Origin of the sequence: Luteimonas cucumeris (assembly GCF_007830035.1) — a bacterium.
GTDB classification, from domain to species: Bacteria; Pseudomonadota; Gammaproteobacteria; order Xanthomonadales; family Xanthomonadaceae; genus Luteimonas_C; species Luteimonas_C cucumeris.
The window spans coordinates 512,549-537,165 of sequence record NZ_VLKN01000001.1; the positions used below are offsets into that span (position 1 = coordinate 512,549).

The following is a 24,617-nucleotide window of genomic DNA, read 5'->3' on the forward strand; positions in this document are numbered from 1 at the left end:
TCCTCTCCCGCGTCTGCGGGGTGAGTAAGCCAGCCTGCGAGCCGTTGGCTCGCAGGCTGGCGAACGCCAACGCGCGTGCGCGTTGGCCAGGACGCGGAGCGAGTGGGTGAGGGTGCGAGCGCAGCAGGCGCGAGAGCGGTTGCATTCCCGGATCACCCGCGGACTGGCGCGAACCCGTCCGACACCGGCATGCTTGTCGCATGCCGGCTTCCCACCGATTCGACGCAGGCGTCGATGTCGCACATCTTCCACTGGGCACCTTGCCCGGCGTCGGCGCGCGCGTGGCCGAAAAGCTCGCTGCGCGCGGCCTGCTCACGCTGCAGGACCTGTGGCTGCAGCTGCCGCGCCGCTATGAGGACCGTACCTCGATCACCCCGATCCGCGCGCTGCAGCCCGGCGTCGCGGCGCAGGTCGAGGGCCGCGTCGAGGCCGTCGAGCGCGGCTTCCGCTACAAACCGATGCTGCGCGTGGCGATCGGCGACGATTCGCAGGCGACGCTGGTGCTGCGCTTCTTCCATTTCCGCGCCGTGCAGGTCGCGCAATTCCGGCCTGGTGCGCGCATCCGCTGCTATGGCGCGCCGCGCGCGGGCCAGCACGGGCTGGAAATCGTGCATCCAAGCTATCGGTTGCTGGATGACGACGCGGCCGGCGCGCTCGGCGAGCAGCTCGACCCGGTGTACCCGGCAATCGAGGGCATCGGCCCGGCGACGCTGCGCAAGCTGATCGGACTGGCGCTGGACCGGCTGCCCGATGACGAGGCACTGGAACTGCTGCCGCCACCGCTGCGCGCACGCCTGCAATTGCCATCGCTGAAGCAGGCCTTGCTGACGTCGCATCGGCCGCCGCGCGACGCCGACCTCGCCGCGTTGTCGGCCGGCCTGCATCCGGCGCAGCAGCGGCTGGTGCTGGAAGAACTGCTGGCGCATCACCTCAGCCTGCGCCGGCAGCGCATCGCCTTGCAGCAACAACGCGCGGCCGCGCTGGCGGACGCGGACGCGCTCGCCCTGCAACTGCAGGAGGCGTTGCCGTTTGCGCTGACCGGCGCACAGCAGCGCGTGTACCAGCAGGTGCGCAGCGACCTCGCCAGGCCAGTGCCGATGCTGCGCCTGGTACAGGGCGATGTCGGCAGCGGCAAGACCGTGGTCGCGGCGCTGGCGGCGTTGTTGGCGATCCAGGCCGGCAAGCAGGCCGCGCTGATGGCGCCGACCGAACTGCTGGCAGAGCAGCACCTGGCCAACCTGCGCGGCTGGCTGGAGCCGCTCGGCGTGCGCATCGCCTGGCTCGCCGGCAAGGTCACAGGCAAGGCGCGCGCGGGCGTGCTCGATGCCGTGGCCTCGGGCGCGGCACAGATGGTGGTCGGCACGCATGCGTTGATGCAGGACAACGTCGTCTTCCACGACCTGGCGCTGGCGATCGTCGACGAGCAGCATCGCTTCGGCGTGCACCAGCGCCTTGCGCTGCGCGACAAGGGCGTCCTTCGACAGGCTCAGGATGAGCGTGATGAGGGAAGCGTGCCGCACCAGCTGGTGATGACGGCCACGCCGATCCCGCGCACCCTGGCGATGGCGGCCTACGCCGATCTCGACGTGTCCGCGATCGATGAGCTGCCTCCGGGGCGCACTCCGGTGCAGACGGTGGTGCTCAGCGCCGAGCGCCGCCCGGAACTGATCGAACGCATCCGCGGCGCCTGCGCGGAAGGCCGGCAGGCGTACTGGGTGTGCACGCTGATCGACGACAGCGACGAAGTCATCGCGCAGGCCGCGCAGAGCACCTACGAGAACCTCTCGGCCTCGTTGCCGCAGCTGCGCGTCGGTCTCGTGCACGGCCGCATGAAGGCCAACGACAAGCAGGCGATGATGCGTGCGTTCAAGGACGGCGCGATCGACCTGCTGGTGGCGACCACCGTGATCGAGGTCGGCGTCGACGTGCCCAATGCGTCGCTGATGATCGTCGAGAATGCCGAGCGCCTGGGCCTGGCCCAGCTGCACCAGCTGCGTGGTCGCGTGGGGCGCGGCAGCGCGGCGTCGAGCTGCGTGTTGCTGTACCAGCCGCCGCTGTCGGCGATGGCGCGGCAGCGGCTGGAAACGATGCGCCAGACCAGCGACGGCTTCGTCATCGCCGAGAAGGACCTGGAACTGCGCGGCCCTGGCGAGCTGCTCGGCGTGCGCCAGACAGGCCTGGCCGCGTTCCGCGTCGCCGACCTGGCGCGCGACGCAGCATTGCTGCCGCAGGTGCGCGAGATCGCGGATGCGCTGCTGGCGGACTCGCCCGACATCGCCGACCGGATCGTGCAGCGCTGGGTGGGCGGCGCGGCCCGTTACGCGTCGGCCTGAGGTGGTCGGCTGACTGTTCCCCTTCACTTGAATGCGGGATAGACGCGAAATTGCTTCTTGCAGCCGCTTTCGGGCGCAAGATCAAGCCCAATCCCCTTGGCCTTTTTGCAAAAGAGACCCAAGGCCGCAAGCTCTTCCCGATTCCCGATTCCCGATTCCCGATTCCCGATTCCCGATTCCCGACTGCTGATCCCATGACCAACACAATCCCCCTGCTGATCGATACCGACCCCGGCGTCGACGATGCACTCGCGCTGCTGATGGCGTTCAACGACACCCGCCACGACATCGTCGGCCTGACCGTCACAGCCGGCAACGTCGGCCTGCAGCACACCGTGCGCAACGCGCTGAAGCTGTGCGAGGTCGCCGGGCGGCATGACATTCCGGTCCATGCCGGCAGCGCGTCGCCGCTGCTGCATCCATCGCCGGATGCGGGCTATGTGCACGGCCGCGATGGCTTCGGCGATGTCGGTCATCCGCCACCGCGGCGCGAGGCAGAGGCCGAGCATGCCGCGCTTGCCATCCTGCGCCTGTCGCGCGAGCACGCAGGCCGGCTGCTGTTGGTCGCGCTGGGCCCTTTGACCAACATCGCGCTGGCGCTGAAGCTCGATCCGACCCTGCCCCAGCGCATCGCGCGGCTGGTGATCATGGGCGGCGCCGTCAGCAGCCACGGCAACATCACGCCTGCCGCCGAGTTCAACATCCACTTCGACCCGGAGGCGGCGCACATCGTGGTCGAAGCCTTCCCACGCTTCGACCTGGTCGACTGGGAGGCGGTGCTGGTGCATGGCCTGCAGCAGCGCGAGGTCGACAGCTGGCTGAGCGTCGACTCGCCGCGGGCGCGGTTCTACGACATGATTTCGCGCCAGACCCGGGCCTGGTCGGCCGAGCGCCGCGGCGAGCGCTGGCATTCGGCCGATGCCCTGGCGATGGCCCATGCCCTGCATCCGGACGCCGCCACACAGATGCTGGAACGCCCGGTCGCGGTCGAACTGGCGGGCCGGCTGACTCGGGGTGCGACCCTGGTCGACTGGTTGCGGCAGGGCGGACAACCGGACAATGCCGCCATCCTGATGGCCTACGACCAGGACCGCTTCCAGACCCTGATCCGAGAGGCCCTGGCCGCCCGTTGAGGCGAGCAGGGGTATTTGCGCCGCAGGGAAGTATCGGTCTACAATATCCGACTTCCCTGCATATAATTGGTGCCCGCCATGAAAGACGGCGTACATCCCGAATACCGCGCTGTCGTCTTCCAGGACGTCACTTCGGACTTCAAGTTCCTGACCCGCTCGACCCTCTCCAGCAAGGAGACGGTGAAGTGGGAGGACGGCAACGAGTATCCGCTCGTCAAGATCGAAGTCTCGTCGGCATCGCATCCGTTCTATACCGGCCAGCACAAGGTGATGGACACCAGCGGCCGTATCGACAAGTTCAAGCGTCGCTATACCAAGTAAGCGTTCGAGCCAGGTCTCGCCGCAGCGGCCGCCCTCGGGCGGCCGTTCGCGTTTTCGTAGTAGCGCATCGATGCGCGCTCGAATCCGCCCGCTCGCGGCGATAGGACTTTCGTTTAGAGCCCTGCCTCGGACGGCTATGCGATAATTGCTGCGACGCGGCAACGCCGCGCTTCCGTCCCTAACCGCCGTCCTGCCGTCCATGGGGATGCGCGCGGCCTTTGAGGAGCACGTTCGTGTCCGAACTGGATCAAGTCACCCTGAATGCCGGCGACAAGGCCGTCGCCCTGCCGGTGCTCAAGCCCACACTAGGCAACAGCTGCATCGACATCGCCAAGCTGCCGAAGGAAACCGGCTGCTTCACCTACGACCCCGGCTTCACCGCCACCGCTGCCTGCAAATCGGCCATCACCTATATCGATGGCGATGCCGGCGTGCTGCTGTATCGCGGTTATCCGATCGAGCAGCTTGCCAACCAGTCGAGCTTCCTCGAAGTCGCCTACCTGCTCATGAACGGCGAGCTGCCGAACAAGACGCAGTTCGACGCCTTCGATCACGAAGTCGCGCATCACACGATGATGCACGAGGCATTCAAGAACTTCCTCGGCGGCTTCCGCCACGACGCGCATCCGATGGCGATGATGGTCGGCATGGTCGGCTCGATGGCCAGCTTCTACCACAACACGCTCGATCTCGAAGATCCGGAACAGCGCCGCTTGGCCGCGATCCGCCTGATCGCCAAGGTGCCGACGATCGCCGCCGCCTGCCACCGTTATTCGATCGGCTGGCCGGTGCGTTTCCCGCGCAACAACCTGGAATACGTCGACCGCTTCCTGCACATGATGTTCGAGGTGCCGAGCGAGCCGCTGGAACTGCCGCCGGTTGCCGCCAAGGCGCTGGATCTGCTGTTCATCCTGCACGCCGACCACGAGCAGAACGCATCGACTTCCACCGTTCGTCTGGTCGGCTCCACCGGCGCCAATCCCTACGCCTGCGTCGCCGCCGGCGTAGCCGCGCTGTGGGGGCCGGCGCACGGCGGCGCCAACGAGGCGGTGCTGAAGATGCTGGCCGAGATCGGCGACGTGAAGAACGTGCAGTCGGCGGTCGACAAGGCCAAGGACAAGGAATCGGGCTTCCGGCTGATGGGCTTCGGCCATCGCGTCTACAAGAACTTCGACCCGCGCGCCAAGATCATCCGCGAGATGTGCCACCAGGTGCTCAACGAGCTGGGCGTCAACGATCCGCTGCTGGACGTGGCGATGAAGCTGGAAGAAGCGGCGCTGAAGGACGACTACTTCGTGCAGCGCAAGCTTTACCCGAACGTCGACTTCTACAGCGGCATCATCTACAAGGCGCTGAAGATCCCGACCGAGATGTTCACGGTGATGTTCGCGATAGCCCGCACCGCCGGCTGGGTTGCGCACTGGCTGGAACAGCAGGAAGATCCGGAAGCCAAAATCGGTCGTCCGCGACAGATCTACACCGGCTACGACAAACGCGAATACGTGGGCGTCGACAAGCGCTGACCGGCAACGCTTCGACACGCAGGAAAAACGCCCCGCCATCGCGGGGCGTTTGTGTTTTCGGCTCCAGCGAACTATCGCGCCGGGGCACGGGGACTGGCCGGGCGGATCATGGCGCACACATGCGTCGTGCATCGCGAAGTGGTGACTGCCAGCACGCTTGTTCCGGGCTGGTTTTCGAGACGCTGGAGAATTCGGTTCCGCTGCAGGTTCGCGTAACGGTCGTGGACACTCTTGACGTCGGTGCGCTTTCCAAAAAGCGCATCCGCTTCATCGAAGAGAAGAATGGCACCAGACTCGCGGGCCGCCTCGAATGTTCTCGACAGGTTCTTTTCCGTCTCGCGGACATACCTGCTGACGATCCGCGCAAGTTCGATCCGTTGGAGGGGACGTTCCAGATCGCGGGCGAATCGTGATGCCAGAACGGAGCGTTCGCGTGCCGTGGCCGCATACAGCGCGACCAGCGTGCCGCCAGCATCGTCCTGCAGGCGGCGAAGCAACTGGCCATAGCGGCGACTTCCGTGATGCACGGACAGGACCCGGGTTTCCATCAGTGCGCCGCGCCGCTCAGGTTCCAGTCTCGTAGCCCGCAATCTCGTCCTCCGCCAACAGCTGGCGCAGCTGCGATGCGGACGCACGTCTCATCGGTTTCTCGTCGATGCCCGACAGCGGCGCCTGGCGCAGCACGTCGGCAGGCAGCACGGTCAGGTCGAAGGTCAGTTCCTCGGCGCTGAACAGCCACACCGGGAAATCGTCGCTGCGCTCGCGGTCCAGCCGCAGGCGGCGCGTGCGCGATTCGGCGGGAATGCGGTGTTCTTCCAGGAAACGCGGCACCGCATCGGCATCGTCCGCATGCAGCTGCAGCATGACCGGTGCATTGGTATCGGCCGTGCCATCCAATACCGGGCCGACCAGGCGCGCATCGAATGGCGCGAAGAATTCCAGCGCGCGCAAGGCGGCCTCGCGGCGCGCGCGCAGGCCGGTCGCCTGTGCGTCGCCAAGGAACAGGCGCTGGTATTCGCGCAGTGCGTCCTCGATCTCGCGATTGCGCGGCAGCGAGGCGTCGTCGTGGATTCCCAGTCGCTGCGCTGCTTTCAGCTTTGCCTGGTGGAAATCGCGGATGCCGCTTTCGGCCATCAGGCGCGCGGCTTCGTGGGCGAGGCGATGGCGGCGCTCGCGGATGCGCGTCTCGGCATGCTGACGGGCGTGTCGCACGGCAAGCTCCCGATCAAAGCCTGTTGCGACTGTACATCGTTTGAGTGCGCAGGACGCGTGACAGCCGCGGCCACGTGGGGCGGGTCCGGCCCGCCACCGCCATTCCACTTTCACGGCAATGGTGGTTTGGACTCAAGGCGGGCCTGGGCCCGCCTGCCTCAGAAGATATCGAACGCAGCCTCGTCCGGCACCTGTTCGGTATCGTAATTGGTGTAGGTTTCCATGCGCTCGAGGTCTTCGACCTTGACGAACTCGGTGATGCCCCCACTGCCCTCCGGCAACAGCGTGCCGTTCGCACCCACCGACACTTCCACCATGCCTGCCGGTGGTTCGTTGCTGGCGATCGGAACGTCTTTCAGCGCCACGCGCATGTAGTCGATCCAGATCGGCAGCGCCGCCTTGCCTCCGTACTCGCGGTAACCGAGTGAGCGGAAGTCGTCGCGCCCCACCCACACGGTGGTCGCGAGATTGCCGCCGAAACCGGAGAACCAGGCATCGCGGTGGTCGTTGGTGGAACCTGTCTTGCCGGCGATGTCCTCGCGGCCCAGTACCTTGGCGGCGGTGCCGGTGCCGCGCAGCACGACGTCGCGCATCATCGATACCAGCTGGTAGGCGACGCGCTCGTCGATCGCCCGCGGCGCCAGTACCCTGTCGGCACCGACGGCGGTCGGTTGCGCCGCCGCGGGCGTATCGCCTTCCTTGGTCGGCTGTTTCGATTCGGCGGGCTTGGCTTGCGTAACCGCAGGGCCGAGGTTGAAGCCATCGACGATGTGCGAGGCGGTCCGTTCCTGGCCGGCGCGCTGTCCACAGCTGCGGCAGGCGGCGGCCGGCTTTTCCTTGAAGATCAGCTTGCCATCGCGATCCTTGACCTCGTCGATGAACCAGGCCTTGACCTGGAAGCCGCCGTTGGCGAACACCGCGTAACCGCGCGCGATATCCAGCGGCGCCAGCGAGGCGGTGCCCAGCGACATCGACAGGTTCGGCGGCAGCTGCGCCTCGTCGAAACCGAAATGGCTGATGTAACGGCGTGCGTAATCGACGCCGATCGCATCCAGCAGGCGCACCGACACCAGGTTGCGCGACTGCACCAGTGCTTCGCGCAGACGCATCGGGCCGCGGAAGCGGCCGTCGTCGTTCTGCGGGCGCCACATGTGGCCACGGCGGTCGCGGAACACCACCGGCGCATCGAGCACGATCGAGGCGGGATTGAAGCCGCGCTCGAACGCCGCCGCGTACAGGAACGGCTTGAAGCTGGAGCCGGGCTGGCGACGCGCCTGGGTGGCGCGGTTGAACTTGTTGCCGGCAAAACTGAAACCACCGATCAGCGCGCGCAACGCGCCGGTTTCCGGTTCCAGCGAAACCAGCGTGGCCTGGGCGCGCGGCAGCTGGTCCACCAGCCATTCGCCTTCCTTCTCGCCACGACGGATGCGTGCCAGGTCGCCGCGCTTGTACAGCGCCGCCGGGCTCTTGCCGGGCCATTTCGCGCCGGCGGAGGCGGGGAGCGTCAATTCGCTGCCGTCGGCCAGCACCAAGGTCGCGCTGCCGTCCCTGCCGGTGGCGGTGACGATGGCCGGTACCAGGCCTGCCTGCGCCGGGATGCCGGACAGGCGTGCGGCGATCGCGGTGATGGTCTCGCCGTCGGCCAGGTCGAAATGCCGCTCGACCTTGTTCCAGCCGTGGCGGTGGTCGTAGACGCGCAGGCCCTGGTGCACCGCGACGTCAGCGGCTTGCTGCATCGTCGGATCGATGGTGGTGGTGACGTGGTAGCCCTTGGTGAGAACGTCGCCGCCATAGCGCGCGATCATTTCCCGCCGCACCATTTCCGCCACATACGGCGCATACACCTCGGTCGGACGTTCGTGCGGCGCGGCGTGCATCGGCTGGGCCTTGGCCTGGGCGGCCTCGGCGGGGCTGATGTACTGCAGTTCCGCCATCCGGTCGAGAATGTAGTCGCGGCGGATGCGATTGCGTTCGGGATTGCTGAGCGGATTGCCGCTGGACGGGAACTTCGGTACGCCGGCAAGCGTGGCGATCTCGTCCAGCGTCAACTGCTGCAGCGACTTGCCGTAGTAGTACTCCGCGGCTGCGCCGATGCCGTAGGCGCGATTGCCGAAGAAGCTCTTGTTGAGATACAGCTCGAAGATCTCGTCCTTGCTCAGCTCGCGCTCCATCTTGATCGCCAGCAGGATCTCCGCCAGCTTGCGCGTGTAGCTGTATTCCGAGCTCAGGAAATACTGCTTCACGACCTGCTGGGTGATGGTGGAGCCGCCGGGCACGCGCTTGTCGTCGGTGGTAGCCAGTAGCCAGACCGCGCGTGCGATGCCCTTGTAGTCGACGCCGTGATGCTTGTAGAAGCGCGCATCCTCGATCGCGATGAACGCCTGCTTGACCCGGTCCGGCACCTCGTCGATCTTCACCGGATAACGCCGGCTCTCGCCGAACAGCGCCATCAGCCGGCCATCGCGGGCATAGACGTACATCGGCTCCTGCAGCTCGACGTCGCGCAGTGTCTGCGCGTCCGGGAGCTTCGAGGTGACCACGTAATAGAGCGTGCCGGCGGCCAGCAGGCCAAGCAGCATCAGGCCGGCGGAGGCGAGCAGCCCCCAGCGCAGCAAACGTCGGAATTGGGACATGGAGCGGGCGGCTTCCGATTGCGGATGTCGTAGTCGCGGAGTATAGATGACGCGGGGACCGGGGCCGCCTGACCGACAAGGGCAGTCCCGGCGTTTAATGGGCGATCACGGTCACAGCTCGACCATCCCGGCAAGTGGGGGGGATTGTCAGACTGTGAAAAGTCCGTTATTTAATGTGTCCACGCAGTATGTGCTTGTAAGCACCCGTGGGAAGGGGAGAAACCGTGGGTCTGGTCTCAAAATCTCAGGCGCCGTTGATCGGCGTCGATATCAGTTCGACTGCAGTCAAGCTGCTGCAGCTTTCGCGTACGGGCGACCGTTATCGCGTTGAGCATTACGCAGTCGAGCCGTTGCCGCCCAATGCGGTGGTCGAGAAGAACCTGGTCGAGGTGGAAGCCGTCGCCGAGGCGATCCGTCGCGCCGTCAACCGTTCCGGCAGCAAGGCCAAGCATGCCGCTGCCGCCGTGGCCGGGTCATCGGTGATCACCAAGATCATCCCGATGCCCGCCGGTCTGGACGATGACGAACTCGAAGCGCAGGTCGAGCTCGAAGCGGTGAACTACATTCCGTATCCGATCGAGGAAGTGAACCTCGATTTCGAGGTGCTCGGCTCGATGCCCAACAGTCCGGACATGGTCCAGGTGCTGCTGGTGGCATCGCGTTCCGAGAATGTCGAAACGCGGCAATCGGCGCTGGAGCTTGGCGGCTTGTCCGCGCGGGTGATGGATGTCGAGGCCTTCGCGATCGAGAACGCCTTCGCCTTGATGGCGATGCATCTGAATACGCCGCGCGACGGCATCGTCGCGCTGGTCGACGTCGGCGCCTCGATGACCACGCTCAACGTGCTGCGCAATGGTCGCAGCCTGTACACGCGCGAACAGGTCTTCGGCGGCAAGCAGCTCACCGACGAGGTGATGCGCCGCTACGGCCTCAGCTATGAGGAGGCAGGTCTGGCCAAGCGCCAGGGCGGCCTGCCGGAAAGCTACGAGGTCGAGGTGCTTGAACCGTTCAAGGAAGCGATGGTGCAGCAGGTCAGCCGTCTGCTGCAGTTCTTCTATGCCGGCAGCGAGTACAACCGCGTCGATCAGATCGTCCTTGCCGGCGGCTGTGCCTCGGTGCCGGGCGTGTCCGAGCTGCTTGAGGAACAACTGGGCGTGCCATCGGTCGTCGCCAATCCGCTGGCGCACATGACGCTGGGCCCGCGCGTGCAGGCCCATGCACTGGCACAGGATGCTCCGGCATTGATGATCGCCTGCGGTCTGGCGCTGAGGAGCTTCGACTGATGTCCAAGATCAATCTGCTCCCCTGGCGCGCCGAACGGCGCAAGCAACGCCAGCAGGAGTTTTTCGTGATGCTGGGCCTGTCGGCCCTGGTGGCGGTACTGCTCTCGTTCTTCATCATCGGCTACTACAACAGCCAGATCAGCGGCCAGAACGATCGCAACGCGTTCCTGCAGGGCGAGATCGACAAGGTCCAGAAGCAGATCGACGAGATCAAGCTGCTGGACGAAAAGAAAGGCCGGCTGCTGGCGCGCAAGAAAGTGATCGAGGAACTGCAGGTCAACCGTTACCAGATGGTGCACCTGTTCGATTCACTGGTACGCACCATTCCCGACGGCGTGGTCCTGACCGGGATCAAGCAGGAAGGCGAATTGCTGACCTTGTCGGGCCGGTCGCAATCCAATGCCCGTGTCGCCACCTATATGCGCAATCTCGAGAGCTCTGGCTGGATGACCAGCCCTGAAGTGAACGTGATCGAGGCGAAAGACGCCGAAAAGGGCACGATAATCGCGACGACCCGCAACGTGGTGCTGCCTTACGCATTCACGCTGCAGGTCAAGCTGGCCAATCCGAACGCGCCGAAGGAAGGCGAAGCGGCGCCGGTCGCCGCGCCCGCAGCGCCAGCCAAAGCCACCGGGGGGGCGGCGTCATGAGCCAGCGCAAGGTTTCATTGAAGGAACTGGATTTCAACAACATCGGCTCCTGGCCGCGGCAGGCCAAGATCGGCTTCTGCGTGATCGTAGGGTTGCTGATCGTGTTCCTGGCGTACTGGCTGTTCGTCCGCGACAAGCGCGAGGAGCTGGCCGGCCTGGAGCGCAAGGAAAGCGAATTGCGCACCGACTTCGAGGAGAAGCAGGGCCGTGCCGCGAACCTGGAGCCGTTGAAGCAGCAACTGGCCCAGATGGAGCAGGTGCTGCAGCAGATGCTGCGCCAGCTGCCCAGCAAGACCGAGATGCCCGACCTGATCGTCGACATCTCGCAGACCGCGCTCGCCACGGGGCTGCAGAACGAGTTGTTCCAGCCAGAACCCGAGGTGCCGAAGGAGTTCTACGCCGAGAAGCCGATCAGCCTGCGCATGGTCGGCAGCTACCACCAGTTCGGTGCCTTCGTCAGTGGTGTCGCTTCATTGCCGCGTGTGGTGATCATGACTTTCCACAACATCGAACTGAAGCCCAAGGCGAAGGACGGCAAGATCGACGCCAGCAGTGCGTTGCAGCTGGCCGGCACGGTCAAGACCTACCGCTACCTCGACGAGGATGAAACCACGTCTGCTGATGGAGCGACGCCAGCAGGGACGACGCCGGCGAAGCCCGCGACTGCCGCACCGGCGGGAGGTCAGCGATGAACCTCATCGGTACACCCGCAAAGCGCCACGGTGCGATCGTGCTGGCGGTGCTCGCGCTGCTGGCGACGAGCGGCTGCGGCCGCGGCATCACCAGCACTCCCGGCGAAGCGCCGAACCTGGAGAAATGGGTTGCCGAAGTGCGCGCGCGGCCAGCGCCGCCGCTCGAGCAGATCCCGTTGATGCAGCAGTTCGAGACATTCGAATACGCCGCGCAGGCCATGCGCGACCCGTTCAGCACGGCCTTCGCCAACATCGACGAAGGCAGTGGTCCACGGCCGAACTCGCAGCGTCGCAAGCAGCAGCTCGAGCAGTTCCCGCTCGACAGCCTGGACATGGTCGGTACGCTGGGCCTGGGTGCCAACGTGATAGGACTGGTGATGGCACCCGACAAGGTGACCTACCGCGTGCAGACAGGCGAGTACATGGGGCAGAGCGATGGTCGCGTGACCGCCGTGCATGAAGACCGCATTGAACTTGTGGAATTGGTACCGGACGGCGCGGGAGGCTGGTTGGAACGCTCGGCCACGGTGGCGCTGGAAGACAAATGATTAGGGGAAAGCACATGAGCCAGTTCAACGCCCACCGTTCTCACGCTGCCGGATCCAGGAAGGTACGTCTGGCAGTGCTCGGCGGCCTCGCATGCGGCTTGTTGGCCGCAGCAGCCGGCGCCGGGGCCGCACGTCCCGACGGCATGGCGGCGCTGCCGCTGACCGCGCAGACCGTGGCGGTCGCGGTCGATCCGGCCACCCGCGTGCCGGGTGCGCTCGCCGTTTCCGACATCGACTTCAAGCGCGGCGATGGCGGCGCAGGCAAGCTGATCCTGCGCTTCAGCGGCGATGGGGCGGTGCCGGACCTGCGCAAGGACGGTTCCAACGTGATCGTCGACGTCGGCAATGCCTCGTTGCCTCCGGCCCTGCAGAAACCGCTCAACGTCACCGATTTCGCCACGCCGGTCCGGCAGATCGATGCGCAGGGCAACGGCAAGGGCACGCGCCTGGTGCTCAGCACCAGTGGCCCGTATGAATCGCTGGCCTACCAGACCGGTCGCGACTACATCGTCGAAGTCGTGCCGCGCGCCTCGTCGCAGGCCCGTGGCGCAGTGAAGTCGGCGATTGCCGCCGGCCAGACGGCGCCGGCGCGTGCGTTCACCGGCGCACCGGTATCGTTCAACTTCCAGGACGTGCCGGTGCGTACCGTGCTGCAGTTCATCGCCGAGGAATCCAAGCTCAACATGGTGGCTTCGGACACGGTGCAGGGCAACATCACCGTGCGCCTGATCAATGTGCCGTGGGACCAGGCGCTGGAAATCGTCATGCGCGCCAAGGGACTGGACAAGCGCCGCGACGGCAACGTGATCTGGGTGGCGCCGCAGGCGGAGATCGCCAAGTTCGAGCAAGACCGCGAGAACGCCCGCATCGAGCTGGAGAACCGCGAGGGCCTGACCACTGAATACATTCGCATCAACTATCACAACGCCGTCGACATCTACAAGGCGCTGACCGAGGCCAAGGGCATCGGCGGGGGCGGTCAAAGCAATAATCAGGACAGTGGCTTCCTGTCGCCACGTGGCCGCCTGGTCGCCGACGGCCGCACCAACACGCTGATGATCAGCGACATCCCGAAGAAAATTACGGCGATGAAGGAACTGATCAATGAGATCGATCGTCCGGTCGACCAGGTGCTGATCGAGGCCCGCATCGTCATTGCCACCGATACCTTTGCCCGCGAACTGGGCGCGCGTTTCGGCGTGGCGGGCACAAAGATGTATGGCGGCAACCAGGCAGTCACGAGCGGCAACCTGCTGAACAACGTTTCCATCACCGAGGACGGCGAGCACATCATTCCGGACGGTTTGAACGTGAACCTTCCGGTGACCAACCCGGCCGGCTCGATCGCCTATACGCTGCTCGGTGCCAATTTTTCCATCGATCTCGAGCTGTCGGCGATGCAGCGCGAAGAGCGCGGCGAAGTGATCTCCAATCCTCGCGTACTGACCAGCAACCAGCGCGAGGCGGTGATCCGCCAGGGCAAGGAGGTCGGTTACGTGACGCTGACCGGTGTCGGCACCGGAGGCGGCCAGGCGCTGCCGAACGTCCAGTTCAAGGACGTGCTACTGGAACTGAAGGTCACTCCGACCATCACCAACGACAACCGGGTGTTTCTCGCGTTGAACGTCAAAAAAGACGAGATCGATGGCTTCACCGATACCGACATCGGCGACGTGCCGCAGATCTCCAAGCGCGAGGTGAACACCGCCGCGCTGATCGAGGACGGACAGACCGTGGTGATCGGCGGCGTGTACGAGTTCACCGATCGCAACAGCGTCACCAAGGTGCCGTTCCTGGGCGACATTCCGTTCCTCGGCAACCTGTTCCGCAAGAAGGGTCGCAACAAGGAAAAGGCCGAGTTGCTGATCTTCGTCACGCCGAAGGTGCTGCGCGTCGCGCAACGCGATCACTGATACCTGCATGACTTGTGGCACAGCAGCGGGGCCTTCGGGCCCCGTTTGCTTTTGTGGTGCGCGACGGCGATCGCGAACCAATTCAGCCTGAGTCGGTCAAACTGCGCCCAGACCCCACAGGCCGCAGATCGAGTATGGATAGCCGCAACGAGGAAATCGCCGCAGCCCCGAGGCTCCACCAGGCCTTCCGCGAGCTGTCGGATCGCCTTTCGGAGACGATCGTCGGCCAGCAGGCGCTGATCGAGCGGCTCCTGATCGCCTTGCTGGCCGATGGCCATCTGCTGGTCGAAGGTGCGCCCGGCCTGGCCAAGACCAGCGCGATCCGGGCCCTGGCCTCGCGCCTGGACGCCGATTTCGCGCGCGTGCAGTTCACGCCCGACCTTCTGCCGGCCGATCTGACCGGCACCGAAGTCTGGCGGCCGCAGGACGGGCGTTTCGAGTTCCAGCCGGGGCCCATCTTCCATCCGGTGCTGCTGGCTGACGAGATCAATCGTGCGCCGGCCAAGGTGCAGTCCGCACTGCTCGAAGCGATGGGCGAACGCCAGGTCACCGTCGGCCGCCATACCTATCCGCTGCCAAAACTCTTTCTGGTGATGGCCACGCAGAATCCGATCGAGCAGGAAGGCACGTTCCCGTTGCCGGAGGCGCAGCTCGACCGCTTCCTCATGTACGTGCGGATCGGCTATCCGGAAGCTGCCGCCGAGGCCGAAATCCTGAACCTGGCGCGCGCGCAGGCGCGCGAGACGCTGCAGTCGACCGCCGCCGCGGTCGCCAAGATGCCGATGGCGGATCTTTTCGCCGCGCGCGCCGCGGTACTCGACCTGCACCTGGCCCCCGCGGTGGAGCGTTACCTGATCGAACTGGTGCTGGCCTCGCGCGAAGCGCAGCGCTACGACGCCGAACTCGCGCGCCGCATCGCCTGGGGCGCAAGCCCGCGCGGCTCGATCGCGTTGGAACGCTGCGCCCGCGCACGTGCCTGGCTGGCCGGACGCGACTTCGTCACTCCCGATGACGTGCGCGCGATCGCGCCGGACGTGCTGCGCCATCGCGTCCTGCCGAGCTACGAGGCCACCGCCGAAGGCTGGGACGGCGACCGCCTGGTCGCCGCGCTGCTGGACAAGGTACCGTTACCGTGAGGCCAGGAACCGGGAATCGGGAGTCGGGAATCGGTAAGGCGACGCGTTTGCGCCTACCGCTGAATTCCGGAAAGCCGGACGCCGGCGGACAGTACCTTGATCGCCTCGACCCGCCAGTGCACAGGCGCGAGTTCATTGGCCGAGGCCCTTGATCTTGGCGATTCCCGATTTCCGCACGCCCGGCATCACGCCGACGCTGTCCGAACTGATCGCGCTGCGCAGCACCGCGCAGGGGCGACGTCCGGCCAAGCGCGGCCATTACGGCAGCAGCGGCCATGCATTGTCGCCATTGCGCGGGCGCGGCATGGAGTACGCCGAATCGCGCGAATACGCGCGCGGCGACGACGCGCGCCACATCGACTGGCGCCTGACCGCGCGCAGCGGCAAGCCGCACACGAAGCTGTTCCAGGCGGAACGCGAACGGCTGACGCTGATCGTCGCAGATACCGCGCCGGCGCTGTATTTCGGTACGCGCGTGCGCTTCAAGTCGGTGCAGGCCGCGCGTGCGGGCGCGGTTGCGGCCTGGGCGGCGGTGCGCGATGGCGACCGCCTTGCGGCATTGCGAGGCAGCCGTTGCGAGCCGCCGGTGGCGCCTGCGGCCGGACCTCGCGGTGCGTTGCGCGTGCTGGATGCCCTGGTGCGCTGGTATGCGGCAGCGCCAACCGACGATGCCGGGCTCGCGGTCGCGCTGGACCACGCGGCGCGCGTGCTGCGACCCGGTTCGCGCCTGGTCGTGCTCGCCGATCCGCGCAGCGTCGCGTCCTTGCCGCCGCGACGCTGGCCGGCGCTGGCGCAGCACAACGAAGTGATCGTGCTGCTGCTGACCGATCCGCTCGAAAGCCAGCCGCCCAAGGCCTTGCTGCCGTTCGCGGCGCGCGATCATCGCATCGAACTCGACCTGGCCAACCCGGCACAACGCCAGCGCTGGCGGCAGGAGTTCGGCAATCCTGTCGAAGCGGCTCTGGAGCAGCTGCCATCGAGCGGCGTGCGCGTGCAGTCGTTGTCCAGCGATGCGCGCAGCGATGCCTGGTTGCCATTGCTCGGTCGCGCGCAGGCCAGGGTGGCGTGATGGTGTCGCCCGATACGCTGGTGCTGCGCGACATCCATCAACCGGCCGCGCCGGGCTGGTGGCCACCGGCGCCGGGCTGGTGGATGCTGGCGGCGATCCTGCTGATCGCAGTCGCCGTGGCCTGCTGGTTCGTCGTGCGGCTCAAGCGGCGACAGCGTGCCATCGTCGCGCTGTTCGATGACGCGGTCGCGCAGGCGCCGACGGCGAGCGCAGGCGTTGCCGCGATGTCGGAACTGCTGCGGCGCGCGGCGCGCCGGCACGATCCGGCTGCCGATCGCCTGTACGGCGATGCCTGGTTGCGCTTTCTTGATGGCGACGATGCACGGCAGGTGTTCTCCAGCGGTGCCGGTCGCCTGCTGCTGGACGGCGGCTATCGTCGCGACATCGATGCGCAGCAGCTTGCCGAGGTATTGCCGCTGGCACGGCGCCGCTATCTGCAGCTGATGGCGGTACGCCGATGAGCGAGGGCCTGTCCGCGTTGCGTGAGCTGTTCGACCTGTTCGCCTGGCCGTGGTGGCTGCTGGCGTTGCCGCTGCCGTGGCTGGCGCGACGCCTGTTGCCGCCGCGACGCAGTGCGTCGGCGGCGCTTAAGGTGCCGTTCGACGAGCGCCTCGATGCGATCGCCACGCAGGGCGGTGGCGGCGCCGGCGGACATGCGCATGTGCTGGCCTGGCTGGCCTGGGGATTGCTGTGCATCGCCGCGGCACGCCCGCAGCAGCTGGGTCCGGCGATCGCGCCGCCGCAGGTCGGGCGCGACCTGATGCTGGCGGTGGACCTGTCCGGTAGCATGAGCGAGGAGGACATGGCGCTGGGCGGCAATGTCGTCGACCGCCTTACCGCCGCCAAGGCGGTGCTGGCCGACTTCCTCGATCGTCGCGCCGGCGATCGCATCGGCCTGCTGGTGTTCGGCCAACGCGCGTACACCTTGACGCCGCTGACGCTGGATCGCGATTCCGTGCGCGACCAGTTGCGCGACAGTGTGGTCGGCCTGGCCGGCCGCGAAACCGCGATCGGCGACGCGATCGGACTCGCCGTGAAGCGCCTGCGCACGCAGCCGGCGGAACAGCGGGTGGTAATCCTGCTGACCGATGGCGTCAACACCGCCGGCGCACTGACGCCGATCAAGGCCGCGGAGCTGGCGAAGAACGACGGCGTGCGCGTGCACACCATCGCGTTCGGCGGCGAAGGTGGCCTGTCGGTGTTCGGATTCCGCCTGCCGGGTCCTGGCGGCGAGGACGAAATCGACGAAACCACGCTGGAGGCGGTCGCGAAAACAACGGGTGGCCGTTTCTTCCGCGCGCGCGATACCGAAACGCTGGCCGGCATCTACGCCGAGATCGACCGCATCGAGCCGGTGCAGCGTCCCGGTCAACGCGTGCGTCCGCGCATCGAGCGCTATCCGTGGCCACTGGCGGGCGCACTGGCGTTGTCGCTGCTGGCGTTCGCGCTGCCGATGCGGAGGTCGGCATGATCGATTGGCCGACCACGTTGCATTGGCTGCGCCCGCACTGGTTGTGGGCGTTGCTGGCGCTGCCGTTGTTGTGGGCCGGATGGAATGCGCGCCGCAAGCGCGAGAGCGTTTGGCGCGAGGTGATCGATCCGCACCTGCTGCCGCACCTGCTCGAGCGCAGCAGTCCGGTCGCGCGCGGCTTCGGCCTGTGGGCGATGATCGCCTATGCGCTGGCCGTGCTCGCCATGGCCGGACCATCCTGGCGACAGGTCGAACAGCCGTTGTGGCAGACGCGCGCGCCGCTGGTGATCGCGCTCGACCTGTCCAGCGCCACGTTGGCGGCGGACCTGCCGCCGACGCGCCTGCTGCAGGCGCGCGCCAAGATCGCGGCCCTGCTGCGCGAGCGCAGCGGCGGCCAGGTGGGACTGGTGGCGTTTGCGGCGGATGCGTTTACCGTCGCACCGTTGACCGACGATGCGGCCAACCTCGCCTTGTTCCTCGATGCGCTGGCGCCGGACGTGATGCCGATGGATGGCAGCCGCGGCGATCGCGCGATCGACGTGTCGGTGCAACTGCTGAAGCAGGCCGGGTTCGATCGCGGCGACATCCTGCTGCTGACCGATCATGCCGATGGCGATGCGATCGCGGCGGCGCAGCGCGCGTCGCGCGCCGGCTATCGCGTGTCGGCGCTGGGCCTGGGCAGCACCACTGGCGCGGCCTATCGCACGGCCGGCGGCACGATCGCGCAGACACGGCTGGACGAAGCCTCCCTGCGCGCGATGGCACGCGCGGCCGGCGGCAGTTACGCCACCGCCACCACCGGCGATGGCGATCTGCGCGCGCTCGGCGTGCTTGAACCACCACAGGCCGGCGGCGCGGCGTCGCGTGGCGAAAAGGGCTATCACTGGCAGGACGGCGGTTACTGGCTGCTGCCGCCGTTGCTGTTGCTGGCGCTGTTTGCGTTCCGTCGCGGCGGTGCGTCGGCGACGGCCGCGCTGCTGCTGTGCGTCGCATTGCCGATGTCTCCGGTCCGCGCTGCCGACGGCGATCTATGGCGGCGCGCCGACCAGCAGGCGCACCAGCAACTGCTGCAGGGCGTAGAGGCCTACCGCAAGCAGGATTTCGCGGCGGCGGAGAAAGCGTGGCAAGGCATCGACAGCGCCGACGGCCACTACAACCATGGCAACGCGCTGGCCAAGGCCGGCCGTTATCCGGAAGCCATCGCCGCTTACGACCGCGCGCTCAAGGCCCAGCCCGGCATGGACGATGCGATCGCCAACAAGCGCGCGGTCGAAGCGGCGATGAAGCGCAAGCCGCCGCCGGGCGGCAAGCAGGAAAAGAAGAACAAGGATTCGAAGCAGGATTCGAAACCGGACAAGAACCAGGGCGAGCAGTCGCAGCCGTCCTCGCCTTCTTCCGGCGACGGCGATGCTTCTCAGCAGCAACCTCCGCCGACGCCACCGGATCCCGCGAAACAGGAAAAACAGGGCCAGTCCGGGGCCGAAACCAGGCCGCAGGACAACGCCGAACAGGAGGCCGCCGATGCCGCGCAGCGCGAACGCATGCAGCGCGCGATGGAGCAGCCGCGACAGGAGAAGGCCGAAGGCGAGCCGCAGCCGGCCCAGGCCCGCGTCGAAACCCCGGCCGAGCGCGAACGCCGCCAGGCCAATGAAGCCTGGCTGCGGCGCGTGCCGGACGACCCCGGCGGCCTGCTGCGTGCGAAATTCAGGCTGGAACAGGAACGCCGCCAACAATCCGGATCATCACCATGAGTCGTAGCGTCGCGCGCATCATCATCCTGCTGTCGTTGTTGCTGCCGGCGTTCGCGCTGCAGGCACAGACACGTGCCTGGCTGGACCGCGACCAGATCGCGCTGGGCGAAACCGCCACGCTCAACATAGAGACCGACCAGTCCGGCACCGATGCGCCGGATTACTCCGCGCTGCTGCGCGATTTCGAGCTCAGCGGCCACACCAGCAGCCGCCAGTTCGTGATGGAAAACGGCCAGAGCCGCTCGCGCGTGCTGTACGCGGTGGCGCTGGAGCCCAGGCGCGAGGGCGCGCTGGAGATTCCCGCGCTGGAAGTCGGCACGCAGCGCACGCAGCCGTTGACGCTGACCGTCACGCCTGCGGCCGCAGCGCCGGCGCGCACGGGTGGCCAGGTCTTCATCGAGGTCGAGGTCGACGATGAGGAGCCCTACGTGCAGCAGGCCGTCGGCCTGGTGATGCGGCTGTACTACGCGGTGCCCCTGCTGTCCGGCCAACTGGAGCTGGACACGCCCGAGGGCGCATCGATGCAGCGCGTCGGCGAGGACCTGCAGTACGCGCGCGAAATAGACGGCCGCCGCTACAACGTGGTCGAACGACGCATGCTGCTGATTCCCGAGCGCAGCGGCACCTTGAACATTCCCGCTGCGCGTTTCCGCGGTCGTGGCGCCGGCGGTTTCTTCGACGACATGCTCGGCGATGGACAACGCGAACTGCGTGCCAGCAGCGCGCCGCGATTCCTGAAAGTGCTGCCGGTGCCGACCAATGCGCCGCAGCCGTGGCTGCCCTTGCGCGACCTGCGCCTGCGCTACATCGCCACACCGCAGCAGGCGCGTGCCGGCGAAGCGGCGACGGTGGTGATCGAGGCGACGGCCGACGGCGCGACGGCAGCGCAGATGCCGGAACTGCAGCTGTCCGGCAGCGATGGCGCGCAGGTGTTCGCCGAGCCGGTGCAGAGCGACGAAAGTTTCGTCGACGGCCGTCCGCAGGTGAAGCTGACGCGTCGCTTTTCGATCGTGCCGGCACGCGACGGCAAGCTGACGCTGCAGGGACCACGCCTGGGATGGTGGGATGTACGCGCCGACGCGGCGAAAACCGCCACCTTGCCGCCACTGGCCTTGCAGGTGGCGCCGGGTTCCGGCAACACCCGCGCGCCGGTTGCGCCGACGACGGCAGCGCAGCCCGAAAACACGCAACGCTGGATCCGCATCCCCGGCGTGCAGCACGGCGTCGGCGTGTGGGCGGTGACCACGGTGGTGTTCGCGCTGCTGTGGCTGCTGACGCTGGCCTGGGGATTGCACCGCCGCCATGGCGCGGTCGCGACTTCCGCACCGATGAAGGCGACGACGGTCGCTGCCGGCGGGCAGTCGCTGTCCGACCTGAAGCGCGTGCTCGACGCCGGCGATCTCGCCGACATCACCGACACGCTCTGTACCATGGCGACGCCGCCAGTGACGGACCTCGATGCCTTGCTGCAACGGCTCGATGATGGCGCGCAACGCGATGCGGTCGAACAGCTGCGTCGCGCGCGCTGGGGCGGTGGCGATGCCGTCGCCGCACGCGCCGCATTGCGAGACGCATTCAAGGCTGGTCCGTCATGGCGGCAGAGCGGGGTGGCCAAGGAATCGCCATTGCCGCCGCTGTATCCGGGGCGCGGCGCGGCCTAGATCGCGTCCGCCATCGCTGGAATGGAGCTGCGCGGCTCACTCACTTTGTCATCCCGAACGCAGTGAGGGATCTGCTTGTGCATCGCACAAATCCGAAAGCAGGTCCCTCACTGCGTTCGGGGTGACAGCAAAAAACCATCAGCCGAATCCCAAGTACCGACCGCATGTCCGGAAACATCGCGGGCCCACATCCGGAAGCTCCGGCGCCCATGGGTTATCCTGCCGCGACTTCGAGCGGGAACCAGCATGGCCGACGAACGCACTCCGCCACCCCATAAGATGCCGTTGCACTGGAAGATCGCGATCGGCTTCTTCGCCGGCCTGCTGCTGGGCATGCTGGTGCATTACGGCATCGGTGCCGACACCGGTTGGGTGCAGTGGCTGACCAAGTACGTCACGCAGCCGTTCGCCACGCTGTTCCTGAGCCTGATCTTCATGCTGATCGTGCCGCTGCTGTTTTCGGCGCTGGTGGTCGGCGTGTCGGAGATGGGCGACATCCGCTCGCTGGGACGGATCGGCTGGCGCACGCTGGCCTATACCGTGCTGCTGTCCGGTATCGCGGTGATCGTCGGCCTGTTGATGGTCAACCTGTTCCAGCCCGGCACCGGTGTCGACCAGGCGCTCGCGCAGCAGCTGCTGAGCGAAAGCGCCGAGCGCACCCAGGCCATCGTCCGCGACAGCGCGGTGCAGCCGCGCGGCATGGACATGCTGCTGTCGATCGTGCCGCAGAACGTGATCGGCGCGGCATCGAGCAACGCCAGCATCCTGGCGCTGATGTTCTTCGCACTGATGTTCGGCGTCGGCATCGTGCTGAGCAAGGCCACGCCGGCGATCGAGACGTTGCGCCGCGGCATCGAAGGCCTGTTCGAAGTGTCGATGACGCTGATCGGCCTGGTGATCCGCCTCGCGCCGTACGCGGTGTTCTGCTTCATGTTCAACCTGGCGGTACTGTTCGGCTGGGACCTGCTGCTGCGGCTGGGCGCCTACGTGCTGGTGGTGGTTGCCGCGCTCGCCTTCCACATGCTGGTGGTGTATTCGGCGGCGCTGAAGTTCATCGGCGGCTACTCGCCGGCGAAATTCTTCAAGGGCGTGCAGGAAGCGATGCTGATGGCGTTCTCCACCGCGTCCAGCAACGCCACGCTGCCGACCGCGCTGCGCGTGGCCGACGAGGAACTGCGCCTGCCGCGCAAGGTGTCGCGCTTCGTGCTGACCGTCGGTGCCACCGCCAACCAGAACGGCACGGCGCTGTTCGAAGGCGTGACGGTGATCTTCCTGGCGCAATTCTTCGGCGTCGACCTGAGCCTGGGCCAGCAGGTGATGGTGATGCTGGTGTGCATCCTTGGCGGCATCGGCACGGCCGGCGTACCGTCGGGCTCGTTGCCGGTGGTGGCGCTGATCTGCGCGATGGTCGGCGTGCCGCCGGAAGGCATCGGCCTGGTGCTGGGCGTGAACCACTTCCTCGACATGTGCCGCACCACGGTCAACGTCACCGGCGACCTGGGCATCGCGGCGATGGTGTCGCGCGGCGAGAAGGATGGGCCGAGCCTGGCGGACTGAATCCGGCGCGGCTCTGCCACCCACCGTGGTTGGAAACCGCTGCGGACTGCAGGCAGCGCTGACGCGGTAAACTCCGTCAGGGGGTCGACGCAATCCGTCGACGATGGGGGAAGCGGATGTTTGCGCCGGATGGGGTCGGTGTCTGCGATCACCGGCCACCGGCTCGCCGCGCATTGCGGCGTGTCATGACATGGCGGTTGCGATCGCGCCGGCATGCACAAGCAGCGGACAGGCCGGTCAACGCGGCGAAGCGTTGGCCCGATGCGCACACGTGCGTTCGCGATCTGCGCGCGCGCAGGGCACGGCCATGCTGAAACTGCACCTGCTCGGCGAACGTCGCCTGACCACCGAGGGCGCGGACACCGGCGCATCGATCCGTTACCGCAAGGGCTGGGCGCTGCTGGGCTATCTGGCGGTCGAACGCGGTCGCCACCACCCGCGCGAGGAACTCGCCGAACTGCTGTGGCCGGAGCTGTCGCCGATCGCCGCGCGCACCAACCTGCGCCAGGTGCTGGCCGACCTCAACCATGTGCTCGACCAGCACGGTGGCGCGCGCCTGATGACCGTGAGCCGCGACACGGTGGGCCTGTTTCCGTGCCAGGAAGTGGCCATCGACCTGCAGATGCTCGAAGCCGCCGAAGCCTTGTTGCTGGACGAACCGGACGACACCGCGCTGGCCGCGGTCGAGCAGCATGTCGGTCTGCTCGGTGGCGATTTCATGGCCGGATTGTCGTTGCCCGACTGCGACAGCTACGAAGACTGGCTGCGGCTGGCGCGGCAGCGGCTGGCGGCGAGCACGCGCGAACTGCTGACCCGCCTGTGTCGCGCGCAGCAGGCGCGCGGCCGGCTGCCGCAGGCGATCATCAGCGCGCGCCGGCTGGTGGCGCTGGACGAGTGGAACGAGGAACACCAGCGCGAGTTCATGCGGCTGCTGGCCGCCGCCGGTCTGTACCAGCCGGCGCTGGTGCAATACCGCACGCTGGCGACCAGCCTGCAGACCGAACTGGCGACCACGCCGGAGCCGCGCACGCAGGCACTGGCCGCGCAGATCGAAGCCGAATACCGGCGCGGACTGGCGACGCCGGCAGCGGGCGGGTCGAGCGAGAAGGCGTTGATGCGGCGCCTGAAACACTGGATCCGCAGCGATCCGGGTGCCGACGATGTCGCCGCCAGTGGTTTTTTCGATGCACCGTCCACTCTGCATACGCGGCCACAGACGACCGGATCGCTGCCCGCGCGCGGCAGCGGCGATGGCTGGCTGATCGTCGCCGAAGGCGCGCAACGGCGTCGCCGCATCGCGATCACCACCGCACCGCTGGTGATCGGGCGTTCGCGCGACAACGGACTGTGCATCGCGCACGAAACCGTATCGCGCCAGCACTGCGCGATCTGGCGCGAAGGCGAGGACTTCCGCATCCGCGACCTCGGCTCGACCAACGGCACCCGCGTCAACGACGCTAGCGTGCAGGAAGCCGAACTGGCCGACGGCGACCACGTGGTGCTGGGCGAGACGGTGCTGCGCTTCGTCCGCGGCGACGACCTGCCGACCATGGAAGACGAAGTGCCGACGACGCGCTGATGCGAGGGCGGACTTGGCCTGCTCAAACAGGCGGGTGTCACCGCGAACGAGTTCATGCAGATGTTTTGACTGACGTGGCGTTCAATCGCGGCCCGTCCCTAAAGCGTCTTGAGCGGAGGCTCGTTCTGCTGCTTCTGCCTTTAAAAGCCGTC

20 protein-coding genes are annotated in these 24,617 nt (G+C 66.9%); 17 read left to right on the top strand and 3 right to left on the bottom strand.

Going from position 1 to position 24,617, the window contains the following annotated elements; translation table 11 throughout:
• Nucleotides 1-200 precede the first annotated feature (200 nt).
• The 4 genes from recG to IP90_RS02340 all read left to right on the top strand — a co-directional run bounded on the left by recG (nucleotide 201) and on the right by IP90_RS02340 (nucleotide 5,310).
• On the top strand, nucleotides 201-2,333 hold the full coding sequence (gene recG / locus IP90_RS02320; protein WP_144897993.1) for an ATP-dependent DNA helicase RecG: 2,133 nt from the start codon (nucleotides 201-203) through the stop codon (nucleotides 2,331-2,333).
• A 194-nt stretch (nucleotides 2,334-2,527) separates the two neighbouring features.
• A complete protein-coding gene (locus tag IP90_RS02330) occupies nucleotides 2,528-3,466 on the top strand; it encodes a nucleoside hydrolase (RefSeq protein WP_144897995.1) in 939 nt (312 codons plus the stop codon).
• A gap of 78 nt (nucleotides 3,467-3,544) precedes the next feature.
• Nucleotides 3,545-3,787 carry a type B 50S ribosomal protein L31 gene (locus IP90_RS02335; protein ID WP_144897996.1) on the top strand — a complete coding sequence of 81 codons (243 nt, stop codon included), beginning with the start codon at nucleotides 3,545-3,547 and terminating at the stop codon, nucleotides 3,785-3,787.
• Nucleotides 3,788-4,020: 233 nt separating this feature from the next.
• Nucleotides 4,021-5,310 (top strand): citrate synthase, encoded by a 1,290-nt coding sequence (locus IP90_RS02340; protein WP_144897997.1) that lies wholly within the window; start codon nucleotides 4,021-4,023, stop codon nucleotides 5,308-5,310.
• A 71-nt stretch (nucleotides 5,311-5,381) separates the two neighbouring features.
• Here IP90_RS02340 and IP90_RS02345 read toward each other — a convergent pair whose 3' ends face one another.
• The 3 genes from IP90_RS02345 to IP90_RS02355 all read right to left on the bottom strand — a co-directional run bounded on the left by IP90_RS02345 (nucleotide 5,382) and on the right by IP90_RS02355 (nucleotide 9,155).
• Complete coding sequence (locus tag IP90_RS02345; protein WP_144897998.1) at nucleotides 5,382-5,858, bottom strand: AAA family ATPase; 477 nt, start codon at nucleotides 5,856-5,858, stop codon at nucleotides 5,382-5,384.
• A 16-nt stretch (nucleotides 5,859-5,874) separates the two neighbouring features.
• The gene (locus IP90_RS02350) at nucleotides 5,875-6,522 is read right to left on the bottom strand and encodes a hypothetical protein (protein WP_144897999.1); all 648 of its coding nucleotides are present in this window, start codon (nucleotides 6,520-6,522) and stop codon (nucleotides 5,875-5,877) included.
• A 158-nt stretch (nucleotides 6,523-6,680) separates the two neighbouring features.
• A complete protein-coding gene (locus IP90_RS02355; RefSeq protein ID WP_144898000.1) occupies nucleotides 6,681-9,155 on the bottom strand; it encodes a penicillin-binding protein 1A in 2,475 nt (824 codons plus the stop codon).
• Between the two features lie 224 nt (nucleotides 9,156-9,379).
• Between IP90_RS02355 and IP90_RS02360 the strand changes: the two genes are divergently transcribed.
• The 13 genes from IP90_RS02360 to IP90_RS02420 all read left to right on the top strand — a co-directional run bounded on the left by IP90_RS02360 (nucleotide 9,380) and on the right by IP90_RS02420 (nucleotide 24,465).
• Nucleotides 9,380-10,438 (top strand): pilus assembly protein PilM, encoded by a 1,059-nt coding sequence (locus IP90_RS02360; protein ID WP_144898001.1) that lies wholly within the window; start codon nucleotides 9,380-9,382, stop codon nucleotides 10,436-10,438.
• Nucleotides 10,438-11,088, top strand: a complete 651-nt coding sequence (locus IP90_RS02365) for a PilN domain-containing protein (RefSeq protein WP_144898002.1) — start codon at nucleotides 10,438-10,440, stop codon at nucleotides 11,086-11,088. The genes IP90_RS02360 and IP90_RS02365 overlap by 1 nt, the downstream gene beginning before the upstream one ends.
• Nucleotides 11,085-11,780: a type IV pilus inner membrane component PilO gene (locus tag IP90_RS02370; RefSeq protein WP_144898003.1), complete on the top strand. Its 696-nt coding sequence runs from the start codon at nucleotides 11,085-11,087 to the stop codon at nucleotides 11,778-11,780. The genes IP90_RS02365 and IP90_RS02370 overlap by 4 nt, the downstream gene beginning before the upstream one ends.
• Entirely contained in the window at nucleotides 11,777-12,328 is a 552-nt protein-coding gene (locus tag IP90_RS02375; protein ID WP_144898004.1) for a pilus assembly protein PilP, read from the top strand. The genes IP90_RS02370 and IP90_RS02375 overlap by 4 nt, the downstream gene beginning before the upstream one ends.
• Before the next feature lie 143 nt (nucleotides 12,329-12,471).
• On the top strand, nucleotides 12,472-14,241 hold the full coding sequence (locus IP90_RS02380) for a type IV pilus secretin PilQ (protein WP_144898168.1): 1,770 nt from the start codon (nucleotides 12,472-12,474) through the stop codon (nucleotides 14,239-14,241).
• A 134-nt stretch (nucleotides 14,242-14,375) separates the two neighbouring features.
• On the top strand, nucleotides 14,376-15,377 hold the full coding sequence (locus IP90_RS02385) for an AAA family ATPase (RefSeq protein WP_144898005.1): 1,002 nt from the start codon (nucleotides 14,376-14,378) through the stop codon (nucleotides 15,375-15,377).
• Nucleotides 15,378-15,531: 154 nt separating this feature from the next.
• On the top strand, nucleotides 15,532-16,446 hold the full coding sequence (locus IP90_RS02390; protein ID WP_242007451.1) for a DUF58 domain-containing protein: 915 nt from the start codon (nucleotides 15,532-15,534) through the stop codon (nucleotides 16,444-16,446).
• Nucleotides 16,446-16,907: a DUF4381 domain-containing protein gene (locus tag IP90_RS02395; RefSeq protein ID WP_338419607.1), complete on the top strand. Its 462-nt coding sequence runs from the start codon at nucleotides 16,446-16,448 to the stop codon at nucleotides 16,905-16,907. The genes IP90_RS02390 and IP90_RS02395 overlap by 1 nt, the downstream gene beginning before the upstream one ends.
• Complete coding sequence (locus IP90_RS02400) at nucleotides 16,904-17,917, top strand: vWA domain-containing protein (RefSeq protein ID WP_144898006.1); 1,014 nt, start codon at nucleotides 16,904-16,906, stop codon at nucleotides 17,915-17,917. Before IP90_RS02395 ends, IP90_RS02400 begins: the two co-directional genes overlap by 4 nt.
• A complete protein-coding gene (locus tag IP90_RS02405; protein WP_144898007.1) occupies nucleotides 17,914-19,668 on the top strand; it encodes a VWA domain-containing protein in 1,755 nt (584 codons plus the stop codon). Before IP90_RS02400 ends, IP90_RS02405 begins: the two co-directional genes overlap by 4 nt.
• Nucleotides 19,665-21,329: a BatD family protein gene (locus IP90_RS02410; protein ID WP_144898008.1), complete on the top strand. Its 1,665-nt coding sequence runs from the start codon at nucleotides 19,665-19,667 to the stop codon at nucleotides 21,327-21,329. The genes IP90_RS02405 and IP90_RS02410 overlap by 4 nt, the downstream gene beginning before the upstream one ends.
• 246 nt (nucleotides 21,330-21,575) lie before the next feature.
• On the top strand, nucleotides 21,576-22,886 hold the full coding sequence (locus IP90_RS02415; protein ID WP_144898009.1) for a dicarboxylate/amino acid:cation symporter: 1,311 nt from the start codon (nucleotides 21,576-21,578) through the stop codon (nucleotides 22,884-22,886).
• Between the two features lie 271 nt (nucleotides 22,887-23,157).
• Entirely contained in the window at nucleotides 23,158-24,465 is a 1,308-nt protein-coding gene (locus IP90_RS02420) for an FHA domain-containing protein (RefSeq protein ID WP_158635246.1), read from the top strand.
• Nucleotides 24,466-24,617 lie beyond the last annotated feature (152 nt).